This window comes from Streptococcus sp. Marseille-Q6488 (assembly GCF_946902925.1).
Classification (GTDB): Bacteria; Bacillota; Bacilli; order Lactobacillales; family Streptococcaceae; genus Streptococcus.
This window is the reverse complement of the sequence record NZ_CAMPPZ010000016.1, coordinates 16,215-31,278: the sequence shown is the minus strand read 5'-3', so window position 1 is coordinate 31,278 and position 15,064 is coordinate 16,215. Positions and strand designations below refer to the sequence as shown.

Annotated in this window: 11 protein-coding genes and 3 tRNA genes; 4 read left to right on the top strand and 10 right to left on the bottom strand. The window is 35.3% G+C overall.

What is annotated here, in order from left to right:
* Positions 1–9 precede the first annotated feature (9 nt).
* Positions 10–1,488, bottom strand: a complete 1,479-nt coding sequence (gene guaB, locus OVN23_RS08145) for an IMP dehydrogenase (RefSeq protein WP_000073430.1) — start codon at positions 1,486–1,488, stop codon at positions 10–12.
* Positions 1,489–1,639: 151 nt separating this feature from the next.
* Positions 1,640–2,665, bottom strand: coding sequence for a tryptophan--tRNA ligase (gene trpS / locus OVN23_RS08140; RefSeq protein WP_267240949.1), 1,026 nt, complete (start codon positions 2,663–2,665; stop codon positions 1,640–1,642).
* Positions 2,666–2,870: 205 nt separating this feature from the next.
* On the opposite strand from trpS, the gene OVN23_RS08135 reads away from it, so the two are divergent.
* Positions 2,871–4,493: an ATP-binding cassette domain-containing protein gene (locus OVN23_RS08135; protein WP_173262594.1), complete on the top strand. Its 1,623-nt coding sequence runs from the start codon at positions 2,871–2,873 to the stop codon at positions 4,491–4,493.
* A 61-nt stretch (positions 4,494–4,554) separates the two neighbouring features.
* Positions 4,555–7,098 carry a YfhO family protein gene (locus OVN23_RS08130; protein ID WP_173262592.1) on the top strand — a complete coding sequence of 848 codons (2,544 nt, stop codon included), beginning with the start codon at positions 4,555–4,557 and terminating at the stop codon, positions 7,096–7,098.
* Positions 7,099–7,127: 29 nt separating this feature from the next.
* On the opposite strand, the gene OVN23_RS08125 is transcribed toward OVN23_RS08130, so the two are convergent.
* A complete protein-coding gene (locus tag OVN23_RS08125; protein ID WP_173262590.1) occupies positions 7,128–9,770 on the bottom strand; it encodes a YhgE/Pip family protein in 2,643 nt (880 codons plus the stop codon).
* A 127-nt stretch (positions 9,771–9,897) separates the two neighbouring features.
* Here OVN23_RS08125 and OVN23_RS08120 point away from each other — a divergent pair, with 127 nt between their 5' ends.
* Positions 9,898–10,440, top strand: a complete 543-nt coding sequence (locus OVN23_RS08120) for a TetR/AcrR family transcriptional regulator (RefSeq protein ID WP_001158275.1) — start codon at positions 9,898–9,900, stop codon at positions 10,438–10,440.
* A 40-nt stretch (positions 10,441–10,480) separates the two neighbouring features.
* On the opposite strand, the gene OVN23_RS08115 is transcribed toward OVN23_RS08120, so the two are convergent.
* The 7 genes from OVN23_RS08115 to rlmH form a co-directional block, all read right to left on the bottom strand.
* Positions 10,481–10,554, bottom strand: a tRNA-Asn gene (locus tag OVN23_RS08115).
* Between the two features lie 5 nt (positions 10,555–10,559).
* Positions 10,560–10,631 (bottom strand) — tRNA-Glu (locus OVN23_RS08110).
* Positions 10,632–10,682: 51 nt separating this feature from the next.
* A complete protein-coding gene (gene comE, locus OVN23_RS08105) occupies positions 10,683–11,435 on the bottom strand; it encodes a competence system response regulator transcription factor ComE (RefSeq protein ID WP_000866064.1) in 753 nt (250 codons plus the stop codon).
* Positions 11,432–12,757 carry a competence system sensor histidine kinase ComD gene (gene comD / locus OVN23_RS08100; protein WP_173218749.1) on the bottom strand — a complete coding sequence of 442 codons (1,326 nt, stop codon included), beginning with the start codon at positions 12,755–12,757 and terminating at the stop codon, positions 11,432–11,434. Before comD ends, comE begins: the two co-directional genes overlap by 4 nt.
* Positions 12,758–12,777: 20 nt before the next feature.
* On the bottom strand, positions 12,778–12,903 hold the full coding sequence (gene comC / locus OVN23_RS08095) for a competence-stimulating peptide ComC (RefSeq protein WP_173218747.1): 126 nt from the start codon (positions 12,901–12,903) through the stop codon (positions 12,778–12,780).
* A gap of 165 nt (positions 12,904–13,068) precedes the next feature.
* A tRNA-Arg gene (locus OVN23_RS08090) sits at positions 13,069–13,142 on the bottom strand.
* A 43-nt stretch (positions 13,143–13,185) separates the two neighbouring features.
* Positions 13,186–13,665 (bottom strand): 23S rRNA (pseudouridine(1915)-N(3))-methyltransferase RlmH, encoded by a 480-nt coding sequence (rlmH, locus tag OVN23_RS08085; protein WP_267240948.1) that lies wholly within the window; start codon positions 13,663–13,665, stop codon positions 13,186–13,188.
* A gap of 182 nt (positions 13,666–13,847) precedes the next feature.
* Here rlmH and OVN23_RS08080 point away from each other — a divergent pair, with 182 nt between their 5' ends.
* Complete coding sequence (locus OVN23_RS08080) at positions 13,848–15,029, top strand: S1C family serine protease (protein WP_173218745.1); 1,182 nt, start codon at positions 13,848–13,850, stop codon at positions 15,027–15,029.
* The last annotated feature ends 35 nt before the right edge of the window (positions 15,030–15,064 follow it).

The window sequence follows — 15,064 nt, the reverse complement described above, 5'->3', positions numbered from 1 at the left end:
ATTGTTTTTTTACATAGAATAATTTGGTGCCTCATTCGTAATTTGTACATCATGAGGATGGCTTTCTTTCAAACCAGCACCAGACATTTCAATAAATTGAGCATTATCGTGTAGTTCTTTAAGGTTAGCTGCACCACAGTAACCCATACCAGAGCGGATACCTCCAATCATTTGGAAGACAATATCAGCTGCCGCACCTTTATAAGCAACACGACCTTCAATTCCTTCTGGAACGAGTTTGTTTGCTTCATTGACAGAACCTTGGAAGTAACGATCGCTTGAACCTTTCTTCATAGCAGCAATTGATCCCATACCACGGTAAGTCTTAAACTTACGTCCTTGGAAGATTTCAGTTTCGCCTGGAGCTTCATCAGTTCCAGCAAACATTGATCCAAGCATAACTGCATTTCCACCTGCAGCAAGGGCTTTTACAATATCTCCAGAATACTTGATTCCACCGTCAGCAATTATCGTTTTACCATATTCACGCGCAACAGCTGCAGCATCATAGATAGCTGTTACTTGCGGAACACCAACACCAGCAATCACACGAGTAGTACAGATAGAACCTGGGCCAATACCAACCTTGACAACGTCTACACCTGCTTCATAAAGGGCACGTGCACCTTCAGCAGTAGCAATATTTCCAGCAATCAAAGTACGATCTGGGAAGTGAGCACGAATCTCAGCAATTTTACGCAAGACACCTGCAGAATGACCATGTGCAGTATCAATAACAATCGCATCCGCCCCTGCCTCAAAAAGCGCCTCTGCACGTTCAAAGGTATCTGAAGTAACACCTACTGCACCTGCAACTAGAAGACGACCAAACTCATCTTTCGCCGCATTTGGAAACTCAATAACTTTTTCAATATCTTTGATAGTAATCAAACCAGAAAGACGGCCTTCTTCATCGACCAACGGAAGCTTTTCAATACGGTGCTCTTGAAGAATACTCTCAGCTGTTGAAAGATCTGTACCTACAGGAGCAGTCACAAGATTTTCACTGGTCATATGATTTGAGATTGGTTGGTTATAGTCTGAAATAAAACGAAGATCTCGGTTTGTCAAAATACCAACCAATTTACGATTTTCAAGTGTTTCAACAACTGGAACACCACTGATGCGGTAACGACCCATAAGCTCATCTGCTTCAGCAATTGTATGTTCAGGCGTCAAGAAGAACGGATCAATAATAACTCCATTTTCAGAACGTTTTACCTTACGAACCTCGTCTGCTTGTTGAGCAATTGACATGTTTTTATGGATAACTCCGAGACCGCCTGCACGAGCAATAGCAATGGCCATTTGACTCTCTGTAACTGTGTCCATAGCAGCGGTAATAATTGGGATATTTAAAGTCAGATTATCTGCCAATTTAGTTGTTAAATCTGCATCGTTAGGCAACACATGACTTTCAGCTGGAATAAGCAATACATCATCAAAGGTAAAACCTTTTTTCAAAAATTTAGTGTCCCAATTAGACATTCGAAGTTTCCTCTTTTCTTTATTTTTGAGCTTGACTCTTTTTATATTGTATCTATCATACCATTCTATAAAAATTTGTCAAATGTTACAGGGGTAAATAAAAAACTATCTTTTCTTTGAGATAGAAATGATAGTTTCTTGTAAAATAAACTTAGTTAAAGTAATGAAGTCCCATTGCTCCTTTAACCTCAGATAGGGTTTGACCTGCAACTTCACGCGCTCTTTCACTACCTTTTTGAAGCATATTATAAACTTCTCCCATATCCTTAGCAAATTCGATACGGCGCTCACGAATAGGACCCAGTTCACGTTCTAATATTTCAAGTAGATAACGCTTGGTCTTCACATCACCAAGACCACCTCGTTGATAATGTTCTTTCATGTCAGCAATTTCTTGAGCATCTTCTGGGCGACCAAAAACATCTAGATAATGGAAAACCATATTTCCCTCAATCTTACCTGGATCTTCCACTCGAATATGATCTGGATCTGTATACATACTCATTACTTTTTTACGCAAAGTATCCGCATCATCAGCTAAATAAATACCATTATTGAGTGATTTAGACATTTTAGCATTTCCATCTAAACCAGGCAAACGCCCTGCTCTCTCATTTTCTGGATAAATACCTTCCGGCTCTACCAAGACATCACAGTTATATGCATTGTTAAAAGAACGAACAATTTCACGAGTCTGCTCAATCATTGGTTTCTGATCTGTCCCAACAGGAACATAATTAGCCTTAAAAGCAGTGATGTCAGCTGCTTGAGCGATTGGATAGACCAAGAATCCTGTCGGAATGCTTTCTCCAAATCCTTTCTGAGCAATTTCTGTCTTGACAGTTGGATTGCGCTCCAGACGTGCTAATGACACCAAATTCATATAATACATAGACAACTCAGCCAACTCTGGAATCTGGCTTTGAATAAAAATAGTTGACTTACTTGGATCCAATCCAACTGCAAGATAATCCAAAGCCACATTTCCAATAGACTCTACAATGGTTTGAGGATCTTTGGCATGATCTGTCAAGGCTTGTTGGTCAGCCAAGAACACAAACATATCATACTTATCCTCTTCCTGTAATGATACTCGATTTTTGAGACTTCCAACATAATGTCCAATATGCAATTTTCCTGTTGGACGGTCTCCTGTTAAAATAATGGATTTAGTCATTTTGTTCTCCTTCGATATAGTCCCTTCAATTATAGCATTTTTTTAATGAAATAACCGTAATTTATCAAAATAAATCAGTCTTGCTATTTACAGATTTGTGTAAAGGATGCTGTAAATGTAATTTACACAAAATTGACAAATAAAAATTTGAATATTTCTGTATTTTCTAGTAGAATAAATATATTACGTATATAGGAGAAAAACATTGCTTACAGTATCTGATGTTTCACTACGTTTTAGTGATCGCAAACTTTTTGATGATGTCAATATCAAATTTACAGAAGGAAATACTTACGGATTAATTGGTGCTAATGGTGCCGGAAAATCTACCTTTTTAAAAATTTTAGCCGGAGATATCGAACCTACTACTGGTCACATCTCTCTTGGTCCAGATGAACGTCTCTCTGTTCTTCGTCAAAATCACTTTGACTATGAAGATGAACGTGCCATTGATGTTGTTATCATGGGAAATGAAAAACTTTATAGCATCATGAAAGAGAAAGATGCTATCTACATGAAGGAAGATTTCTCAGACGAGGACGGGGTTCGTGCTGCCGAACTCGAAGGAGAGTTTGCTGAGCTTGGAGGCTGGGAAGCAGAAAGCGAAGCCTCTCAACTCCTTCAAAACCTAAACATTCCAGAAGAATTACACTACCAAAACATGAGCGAATTGGCCAATGGTGAAAAGGTTAAAGTTCTCCTTGCCAAAGCACTTTTTGGTAAACCTGATGTTCTTCTCTTGGACGAGCCTACCAACGGTTTAGACATCCAATCAATTACATGGTTAGAAGACTTCTTGATTGACTTTGATAACACAGTTATCGTAGTATCCCACGACCGTCACTTCTTAAACAAAGTATGTACTCACATGGCCGACCTTGACTTTGGAAAAATCAAACTCTATGTCGGAAACTACGACTTCTGGAAGGAATCTTCTGAGCTTGCTGCTAAATTGCTAGCAGACCGTAATGCTAAGGCGGAAGAAAAAATTAAGCAACTCCAAGAATTCGTTGCTCGCTTCTCTGCTAACGCATCTAAATCTAAACAAGCAACTTCCCGTAAAAAGATGCTTGATAAGATTGTCTTAGAAGAAATCATTCCATCTAGCCGTAAATACCCATTTATCAACTTTAAAGCTGAACGTGAGATCGGTAATGATCTCTTGACAGTAGAAAATCTATCTGTCAAGATTGACGGTGAAACTATTCTTGACAACATTAGCTTCATCTTGCGTCCAGGTGATAAGACAGCGCTTATTGGACAAAATGACATCCAAACGACTGCACTAATTCGTGCAATCATGGGGGACATTGACTATGAAGGAACTGTCAAGTGGGGAGTAACTACTAGCCGTTCTTACTTGCCAAAAGATAACTCGGCAGATTTTGCAGGAGGAGAGTCAATCCTTGACTGGTTGCGTCAATTCGCAAGTAAAGAAGAAGATGACAATACTTTCCTACGTGGCTTCCTCGGCCGTATGCTCTTCTCTGGAGATGAAGTTAACAAACCTGTAAATGTCTTGTCAGGGGGAGAAAAAGTTCGTGTCATGCTTTCAAAACTCATGCTCTTGAAATCAAATGTCCTTGTCCTTGATGATCCAACCAATCACTTGGACTTGGAATCTATCTCAAGCTTGAACGATGGATTGAAAAACTTTAAAGAATCAATCATCTTTGCCAGCCATGACCACGAGTTTATTCAAACTCTAGCCAACCATATCATTGTCTTGTCTAAAAATGGCGTCATTGACCGTATCGATGAAACATATGATGAATTCCTAGAAAATGCAGAAGTACAAGCAAAAGTTAAAGAACTTTGGAAAGACTAAATAAAACTTCAAAACTCAGTTGGGTTAACCAGCTGAGTTTTCTAACATTTTATGAGGTAACATGAAATTATTTTTTAAAACATATTGGACCTATTTTGTTTCTTTCATCATTCCCATAATCATTATGATAGGAGTATATCTATCTCAAGGTATCTACTGGAATAGCGATACATCTCCACTATTAGGAGATGGGTTTCATCAATACGTTATTTTTGATATATCTCTAAGAAATATCCTACACGGAAATGGTAGTTTGTTTTACACCTTTACAAGTGGCCTCGGATTAAATTTCTATGCCCTATCTAGTTATTACTTGGGTAGTTTCTTTTCACCACTAGTTTACTTTTTTGATCTAACAAATATGCCAGATGCTGTCTATCTGACAACTCTCTTAAAATTTGGATTGATTGGACTGTCAACTTACTTTAGTTTAAATAAATTATTTCAATCGATTCCTAATCCTTTAAAACTAGCTTTATCTACTTCCTATGCTCTGATGAGCTTTACCGTTAGTCAATTAGAGATAAAAACCTGGCTAGATGTTTTTATCTTGATTCCTTTAATTATCACTGGTTTACATCTACTGATAACTGAAAAGAATTTCCTATTGTACTTTACAAGTCTGTCAATCTTATTTATTCAAAATTATTATTTTGGATATATGACAGTATTGTTTCTTATTTTCTGGTATCTCTGTCAAATTTCGTGGGACTTTAAAACCCGAAAATCATCGGTTCTTGATTTCATAGTTATCTCCTTTTTAGCTGGTATGGCTAGTTTGATTATGACTCTTCCCACTCTGTTTGATTTACAGACACATGGGGAAAAATTAACTGAAGTTACAAAGTTTCAAACTGAAAGTAGCTGGTATCTTGATCTCTTTGCTAAGCAATTCATCGGTTCCTTTGATACAACAAAGTATGGGGCTATTCCAATGATTTTTGTCGGACTACTTCCCTTTATTTTGACTATTTTATTTTTTACACTGAAAACTATTAAGTTTCACGTGAAACTTACCTATGCAATCTTCTTTGCATTTCTAATTATCAGCTTTTATATAGAAGCTCTTGATTTATTTTGGCAAGGCATGCATACTCCAAATATGTTTTTACATCGCTATGCTTGGATTTTCTCTACCTTGTTAATTTACACAGCAGCAGAAGTCTTAAATCGTCTGAAAGAACTTAAAGTCTGGAATTTTTTAGTTTCGCTTTTTCTTGTAGTATCAGGATTTTTAGCTACCATCTATCTAAAATCACATTATTCTTTTTTAACAGATTTGAATATTCTACTGACTCTTGAATTTTTGGGTGTCTATTCTCTTTTACTCCTTGCAATTATCAAAAAGTTTATCTCTGTAAATCTATTTGCCATTCTAATCTCTTTATTTATAATGGTTGAAATAAGTTTAAATGCTTCATCTCAAATAGACGGAATTGCTAAAGAATGGGGATTTGCTTCTCGAAGTGCATATAGTAGAGATATCCCAGCTATGGAATCTTTCTCAACATATATTGGGAATCAATTTACCCGTACTGAAAAACTAGAAACTCAGACAGGAAATGACAGTATGAAATTCAACTACAATGGAATCTCTCAATTTTCATCTGTTCGAAATCGTTCAGCAAGCTCTACTTTGGATAAAGTTGGATTTAAATCCTCTGGAACCAATCTCAATCTCCGTTATGCCAATAATAGTATTTTGGCTGATAGTTTATTTGGCATCCAGTACAATATCTCAGACAGTCCTATTGATAAGTATGGTTTTAAAGATATCTATCAAAAAGATAATCTTACCCTATATGAAAATCAATTCTCTCTTCCGATTGCATTTGCTAGTCAATCTGTTTACAATGATGTCAAGTTCAATGAACACACTTTGGATAATCAAGCCTCGTTTTTAAATCAACTTGCTAACGTCGATTTTGATTATTTTTCTCCAATCCCCTATGAAAAAACAGAGAATACTGATGATTTGATTAGTGTTACAAGCTCTTCAAATGAGGATGCATCAATCCAGTATCAAATTGAAGTGCCAGAAAACAGCCAAGTTTATCTTTCTTTCACAAACCTTCACTTTTCTAATGACAAACAAAAGAAGGTTGACATCCTTGTAAATAGAGAAAAGAAAACTTTTACAACTGATAATGTCTTCTCCTTCTTTAATCTAGGTTATACAAAAGAGACAAAAACTTTCAATATTCATGTTAGTTTCCCTGGAAATTCACAAGTATCATTTGAATCTCCTACCTTCTACCGTTTAGATACCCAAACTTTAACTGAGGCAATTCAAAAAATTAAAGAACAACCTGTCACAGTATCAACTTCTAAAAACAAGGTCTTTGCTACATATGATGTCCAACAAGATACGTCCATTTTCTTCACCATTCCTTATGACAAAGGTTGGTCTGCCTACCAAGATGATAAGAAAACAGAAATTAAACAAGCTCAAACTGGATTTATGAAAGTTGATGTTTCCAAGGGGAAAGGAACTATTACACTTTCCTTCATTCCCAATGGGTTTATTACTGGAGCAATCTGTTCCTTTACTTCTCTCTTACTATTTGGAATCTATAATTACAGACGAAAGTTATCTAAGATATAAAAAATCGACCAGTTAATCGGTCGATTTTTTTAATCTTCTTCCATTTTCTTAGGTTGATAGGCCAGCATACCTAAACAAATAAATAGTACTAATATAACGGCAAGGAAAATAACTTGATGATGAATATTTCCTGTCATAGAGATTGTTTGTCGTAATCCCGAAACTGAATAACTCATTGGTAACCAAGGACTAATAGCTCTAAAGAAATCATTTGTCAAAGCAAGTGGGTAAGTACCTGCACTTGATGCTAACTGTAATAAAAGCAAAATAAGAGAAAAGAAAGCTCCTATACGGCTATTCCATGTTGTTAAAGCGGTCACCATGGACATGAATACTAAACTTGTTAGGATAATGAGAATAAATGTTCTCATCTCATGATTTGCAGTTAGACCAATAAGATGAACTCCTCCATATACCAAAATTCCTGCCAAAACAGCTATAATACTATTTATTTCAGCTCGAGATTTCAACCAAGCCCAACGGCTCTCCGGATGACATCCTGAAGGCAACTTCGTAAAGATCATATTCGTTGATATTGCTGCAACAAAGAGAGCAACTGATATCATATAAGGAGCTATTGCAATTCCATTTACAGGAACTTGATCATTGTCAGTTTTGGAGAGACTGAGAGGATTTGACAAAATCTCTGCATTTTTAGATTCTGTTGATGCTGATTTGAGTTGATCACTAGCATTACTTAGTCCTTGTCCTAAAGAAGCAACTCCTGTCTGTAAACCTTCCAATCCAGAAGTTAACTTTGTTCCACCTTCTGCTAGTTTCCCAGCTCCATCTGCCAATTTATTAGCTCCACTTTCTAATTGAGAAGCACCTGAAATTAACTGACTGGATTTGTCAGATAGTTGGCTAGAGCCTGACTGCAATTTATCAACTCCTGCTATCAATTCTTGACTCTTTTGATTCAATTGGTTAGAGCCAGTTGATAATTTTTCAATACTAGACACTAATTCTGGAGTTTTTTCAACTAATTGACCAACTCCTGCTGTCAAGCTAGAAGATTTTTGTGTCAAGGTGTTTGAGCCTGAAACTAGTTGACCCAAACTACCTGTCAAGGTGGCATTTTTTTTACTTAGTTGACTTGCGCCTTGAGAAACTTTATCAACACCTGCAGTATATGCATTTACACCCGATGTAATCGACTGACTGGCAGGAACTAATTTGCTAGCAACAGCTCCTTGTATCTCTGTTAATCCACTTGACAATCCTGTCAAAGAAGTAGAAGCAAGCGGTAATACTTGATTAGCTTGATTTTTTAAAGTCGAAAGATTAGAAGATTGATTTTGTAAGTTTTCTAAACTTCCTTGTAAACCTTGAACTAAAGCTACAATTGACTGTGCTGATTGAATACTATCAGTCGAATTTTGAGATACAGAAGCACTTATCTCAGCTTGTTGCTCACTTGTCAAAGATTGATAAGCTGCTGTCGATTGAATATTAGCTAATGTAGTCGCTTTATCAGACTGAGCACTTGCTAACATTTGATTAGAAAGAGATACTATACTTGATAAAACAGAATCTAATTGTTTTGTATCTCCAACATCAATATTTTGAATAGCTTGATTTAACTGATTTAGACCAGAAGATAATTGATTAATTTGATCTTTTTTCCCAGACGAAGCATCTAACTTGCTAGAAAGTTGTTGAATCCCTTCACTTAATTGCTCCATACCCATTCGAAGTGTAGCTGATTGATTAGATAACTGACTAGCACCTGTTGCAAGATTTCCCACTCCGTTTGTATAGGCACTAACACCAGATGAAAATTGATTAAGACCAGCATTAAGCTGAGAAACACCGCCAGTATAGGATTCTACACCAGTATATAACTGATTGATTCCTCTTACTAATTCAGGACTTTTAGAAGATAATTGACCTAATCCGCTATCTAATTGACTCACTGCACCAGTATATGTAACTAAACCACTATTAAAATCCCCTAAGCCAAGATGAAGTTGTTCGACACCAGAAACATAAGCAGATAATCCTTTAGTAAACTGCTCCGTTCCATTTGAAAAGGTTAAACTTGAAGCTGCTAAAGAGTGTAGGTTAGTAGTTAATGTTTGACTTCCTGTAACTAACTGATTCGCTCCATCAGTTAATTTTTCACTACCTGAAGCTGCTTGACTCATGCCATCCTTTAAATCGATCATTTTGTTAAATAAAGCTTTGGTATAGGTCTCGGTTACATTGGTAGAGACATTCTGCTTTAATTGTGTCATTGCAGAATCACTCATCTTGCTGGCAATAAAACTATGACCACTTGAAGTCTGATAATCGATTTGCATTTGTTCTGGATGATCCGTTAAAATAGAAGCTGCTTTTTCAGATAAATCACTGGGTAAAGTCACTACCATATAGTAATCGCCATCTTCCAATCCCTTCTTTCCTTCATCTTCATCCACGAAATGAAAATCCAAGGTTTTATTTTCTTTTAAATTGGACACCATGTCTTTTCCTATTGCTATATTACTACCATTATAGGAAGCCTCTTTATCATTATTGACAACTGCTACAGGTAAGTCAGACAATTGCCCATATGGATCCCACATTGATGACAAAAATATGATATTGTACAGAGCTGGAATAAGAGAAATCCCTATCATGACAATAATAAAGGTTGGTTTTTTAAAAATTGCTTTCCATTCTTTAAACATAGTTTCTCCTTTTTTAAACATATTGTCTAAAATTTTGATATAATAGATTATACATTAAAAAATCTAAATTACAAGATAAAAAATCCATTTTTAGACATATAGTCTAATTTGTTTACAAGGAGGAAATATGCAAGAAAGTAACAAACGCTTAAAAACAAAGCGAACTATTGAAAATGCTATGGTACAATTACTGATGGAACAGCCATTTGATCAAATTTCTACTGTCAAATTAGCAGAAAAAGCCGGAATTAGTCGTTCCAGCTTCTATACGCACTATAAGGATAAGTATGATATGATTGAGCACTATCAAAGCAAGCTATTTCATACATTTGAATATATTTTTCAAAAACATGCTCATCACAAAAGAGATGCTATTTTAGAAGTATTTGAATATCTAGAGTCAGAACCACTTCTGGCTGCCCTTCTTTCTGAAAATGGAACTAAAGAAATCCAAAATTTCTTACGAAATAAACTTCATATCATGCTCAGTACAGATTTACAAAAGCGATTTATGCAACTGAATCTCAATACAACTGAATTAGAATACAGTAGCATCTATCTAACTCATGCACTTTTTGGTGTCTGTCAAACTTGGATTGCACATGGAAAAAAAGAAAGTCCTCAAGAAATAACAGATTTCCTTATGAAGATGCTTGGTGATACAAATTGATACAAAAAGAGGAACACAGTTGTGTTCCCTTTTATCTATACTCCGCCAGTAGGACTCGAACCTACGACATCATGATTAACAGTCATGCGCTACTACCAACTGAGCTATGGCGGATAAAATAGTCCGTACGGGATTCGAACCCGTGTTACCGCCGTGAAAAGGCGGTGTCTTAACCCCTTGACCAACGGACCTTCTATCTGTAGCAGATATAACCATTATATCAATTTCTTACTAATTGTCAATCACTTTTTAGATTTTTTCTCTAAAATATCTTTTAATTTTCTAATTTTTAATCTTGAAATAGGACAACGATGGTCTTCATAGAAAACAATTTCTAAGTTTTTTCGATCAATTTCTCTAATATTGCCTATATTTACCAAAAATGATTTATGAGGAGAATAAAATCGCTGAGTATGTTTGTCCTTTTCCTGAATATCTGTCATGGTACCGTAAAACTCTTTGGCAAAATTCTTACCAATAATGCGCAATTTATGAGAGACTCCTGTCGTTTCAATATACAAAATATCATGGTAAGGAATTTTTAAATCATTTCCCTTGTAATTGTAGTCAAAATAATCTACAACATCTTCATTTTCAAGTAACATACTCTTCGTGTAAAAAATATTTTGCTCAATTCTCTTCTTGAACATCTCATCATTGATATCCTTATCAACAAAATCTAAGGCTGATACCTGGTATTTATAGGTTAGAGTCGCAAACTCTGATCGACTGGTAATAAAGACGATAATAGCGTAAGGATTGTAATGACGAATGAGCTGAGCCACTTCAAATCCCTTTTTCTCAATTCCATGAATATCGATATCTAGGAAATAAAGCTGATTTACTTCATCATTTTCAATGTATTCTTCAAATTCACGGACTTTTCCCGTTGTCTTGTATGATATTGGAATATTCGATTCTTTCGAAATTTCATCCAATATTCTCTCTAGTCTCACTTGATGTTCAATAACATCCTCTAAAATTAAAACTTTCATTCAAATTCCCTCTTAAATCTAATGATTTGTCTAAATGTACTGCCTTCCATCTCTGTTTCTAAAATAATATTGTTGTACTTATCTAGTAGTTCTTTCACATTATTTAATCCTACCCCGCGATTTCTTCCCTTAGTGGAGAATCCTAAAGCAAATAGATCTCCTGAAGGAGTCATCGTCATTTTACATGAATTCTGAATCACAATAACTGTTTCAGTTTCCATCTTAATAACTGCTACTTCCATCTGCTTTTTATAGCTATCAGCCGATCCTTCGACAGCATTGTTCAATAAAACGCTCATGATACGAACCAAATCCAATAGTTCAATTGGGAGCTTGGTAATCGTATCTTTTACTTCCAGTGTAAACTCTACACCATTATTTCGAGCATAGACAATAGACTGAGCAACCAAACTTCGTAAAGCTGAATCTTCTATGTTGTTCAAATCAAAGTAAGTGTACTTATCTGAACGCAATTTATGATTTGCTTTGACCAAAACTTCATTGTAAACTCTGTCAATTTCCTGTAAATCACCACTGTCAATTGCCATCTGCATACTGACAAGCATCCCAGCATAGTCATGTCGAAAACCACGAATTTCATTATACAGACCGACAATTTCATCTGTATAATTCTGTAAATGTTTCTGTTCAAATTTCTTCTGCTTCAACGCAATCTCTTTCTCCATTTGTTCTTTATGCGAATTCATTGCAAAGAAGGTCAAAAGGAGAGAAATAAAGACAATAGATGACAAGATACTTCCAAAACTATTCAAATGTTTAATCGTACTTACTATATCTGAAACGAAAGATAAAAGATGTAACAATAGTAAAGCAAAAAATACTTTTTTCAAGAAAGGATAAAGGTAGTCCTTGTCAAAATAGGTTAGTTCTAAGTGGAAATAATGAATGATTTTTAATATAACAACATAAGTCAACACCGTTACAACGAAAAAGAATGGGAAATGATATTGTGAAACAAAATTGTCTCCTGTTATAGAGGAGAAAGTTACGGACAGAAAGTTATGAGTGCTCTCATATAAAAGAGATAGTAGTAAACTTAGGAATAGTCCTCTATTCCTCTCATACTGTTTCATCCATCGAAAATAGGAATATAAGCCCAAAGGAAATAAAAATCTTTCAATCCCTATTTTATCTAAATATGGAAGATAAAAGGAAAGTTCAAGTACTGCTTCTACTAGTAATGTATAGATACCAAAAACATATAGTTCTTTTCTATTTATTTGACCTTTACAAATTAAACGGTAACTGTGACTAATAATTAAAAAATGAACAATAACTGTCCCAAATCCAAGTAAATCCATTACTCTTTCTCCTTATTTCATTACTTTTTTCGTTGGAAAAGAAAATCAAGGATGATTCTTGAAACCCTACTTTCCCCACCTCGAATCTCCTGCAAGTCTTTTTCCTTCAAGGCTACAAACTGTTCCAATTTAACTGTGTTTTTCATAATAAAATCTCCTAAAATGTTTTTTTCTTGTAAGCTAACTTACAAAAACCATTATACAAAATGGAATTTCATTTTAGATAAAATTCTCTCAACTGTCATTTTTTTCTCCCCAAGTGTACTTTTTTAAGAAAAAAGCCGGGAAAATTCCCAGCTTTGCTACTATATTGATCCCAGCAGGATTCGAACCTGCGACCGTTCGCTTAGAAGGCGAATGCTCTATCCAGCTGAGCTATGAGACCTAACACAATTATTCTACCAAAAAATCAATTAAAAGTCAATTTTCTATTTATGATAGGGTGATCCCTGCTGAATTGTAAAAGCCCGATAGATTTGTTCAACAAGGACTAGTCTCATTAGCTGATGGGGCAAGGTTAAACGACCAAAACTAACAGAGAGATTGGCTCTCTTTTTTACATCCTGTGATAATCCCAGACTCCCTCCAATAATAAAGGTAAGAGTAGAAAATCCTTTTATAGAAGCTTCTTCTAACTGCTTACTAAATTCTTCTGAAGAAAGTGTTTTCCCCTCAATGGCTAACACAATAACAAAATCACGGTCACCAACTTTTGATAAAATCCTCTGACCTTCTATTTCTAAAATCTTTTGATTTTCTGACTCACTGGCCTTATCTGGTGTTTTTTCATCTGCTAGCTCAATCATTTCAAGCTTAGCAAATCGAGAAATTCGTTTTGAATACTCTGCAATACCATCTTTTAAATACTTTTCTTTCAGTTTCCCAACTGTTACAACTTTAATTTTCATGACTCTATTCTAACATATTCTCTATTTTTTCACATCTTATTCACAAAATAAAAAATAGATTTCAATTGAGAAAATCACAGTTTTAAAAGAGTTATCCACAGTTTGTGTAAAACTTTTATGTTTAAGTTATAATTAAGCTAGTCAGTTTATACTTTCAGTAATTCAAAAATATGGAGGCAAATATGAAACATTTAAAAACATTTTACAAAAAAGGGTTTCAATTATTAGTCGTTATCGTCATTAGCTTTTTTAGTGGAGCCTTGGGTAGTTTTTCAATAGCTCAACTAACTCAAGAAAGTAGTGTAAGAAACTCTAACAACAATAGTACTATTACACAGACTGCCTATAAAAACGAAAATTCAACAACACAGGCTGTTAATAAAGTAAAAGATGCTGTTGTTTCTGTTATTACTTATTCAGCAAATAGACAAAATAGCGTATTTGGTAATGATGAGACTGATACAGATTCTCAGCAAATCTCTAGTGAAGGATCTGGGGTTATTTATAAAAAGAATGATAAAGAAGCTTACATCGTCACCAATAATCACGTTATAAATGGTGCCAGCAAAGTAGATATTCGTTTGTCAGATGGAACTAAAGTACCTGGAGAAATTGTCGGAGCTGACACTTTCTCTGATATTGCTGTCGTCAAAATCTCTTCAGAAAAAGTTACAACAGTAGCTGAGTTTGGTGATTCTAGCAAGTTAACCGTAGGAGAAACTGCTATTGCCATTGGTAGCCCGTTAGGTTCTGAATATGCAAATACTGTCACTCAAGGTATCGTATCTAGTCTCAATAGAAATGTATCCTTAAAATCTGAAGATGGACAAGCCATTTCTACAAAAGCCATCCAAACTGATACTGCTATTAACCCAGGTAACTCTGGCGGTCCACTGATCAATATTCAAGGACAGGTTATCGGAATTACCTCAAGTAAAATTGCCACAAATGGAGGAACATCTGTAGAAGGCCTTGGTTTCGCAATCCCTGCAAATGATGCTATCAATATTATTGAACAGTTAGAAAAGAACGGAAAAGTGACACGCCCAGCTTTGGGAATCCAGATGGTTAATTTATCTAATATAAGTACAAGTGACATCAGAAGACTCAATATTCCAAGTAATGTTACATCTGGCGTAGTTGTTCGTTCTGTACAAAGTAATATGCCTGCCAATGGTCACCTTGAAAAATACGATGTTATTACAAAAGTAGATGACAAAGAGATTGCTTCATCAACAGACTTACAAAGTGCTCTTTACAATCATTCTATCGGAGACACCATTAAGATCACTTACTATCGTAACGGTAAAGAAGAAACTACATCCATCAAGCTTGACAAGAGTTCAGGTGATTTAGAATCTTAATTGACATCTATGTAAAGAAAGCTTTACATAAGAGA

Bases quoted from the DNA above. Each gene is read 5' to 3' on its own strand.
- guaB (WP_000073430.1), bottom strand. From the start codon at position 1,488: ATGTCTAATTGGGACACTAAATTTTTGAAAAAAGGTTTTACCTTTGAT.
- trpS (WP_267240949.1), bottom strand. From the start codon at position 2,665: ATGACTAAATCCATTATTTTAACAGGAGACCGTCCAACAGGAAAATTG.
- OVN23_RS08130 (WP_173262592.1), top strand. From the start codon at position 4,555: ATGAAATTATTTTTTAAAACATATTGGACCTATTTTGTTTCTTTCATC.
- OVN23_RS08125 (WP_173262590.1), bottom strand. From the start codon at position 9,770: ATGTTTAAAGAATGGAAAGCAATTTTTAAAAAACCAACCTTTATTATT.
- OVN23_RS08120 (WP_001158275.1), top strand. From the start codon at position 9,898: ATGCAAGAAAGTAACAAACGCTTAAAAACAAAGCGAACTATTGAAAAT.
- comE (WP_000866064.1), bottom strand. From the start codon at position 11,435: ATGAAAGTTTTAATTTTAGAGGATGTTATTGAACATCAAGTGAGACTA.
- comD (WP_173218749.1), bottom strand. From the start codon at position 12,757: ATGGATTTACTTGGATTTGGGACAGTTATTGTTCATTTTTTAATTATT.
- comC (WP_173218747.1), bottom strand. From the start codon at position 12,903: ATGAAAAACACAGTTAAATTGGAACAGTTTGTAGCCTTGAAGGAAAAA.
- rlmH (WP_267240948.1), bottom strand. From the start codon at position 13,665: ATGAAAATTAAAGTTGTAACAGTTGGGAAACTGAAAGAAAAGTATTTA.
- OVN23_RS08080 (WP_173218745.1), top strand. From the start codon at position 13,848: ATGAAACATTTAAAAACATTTTACAAAAAAGGGTTTCAATTATTAGTC.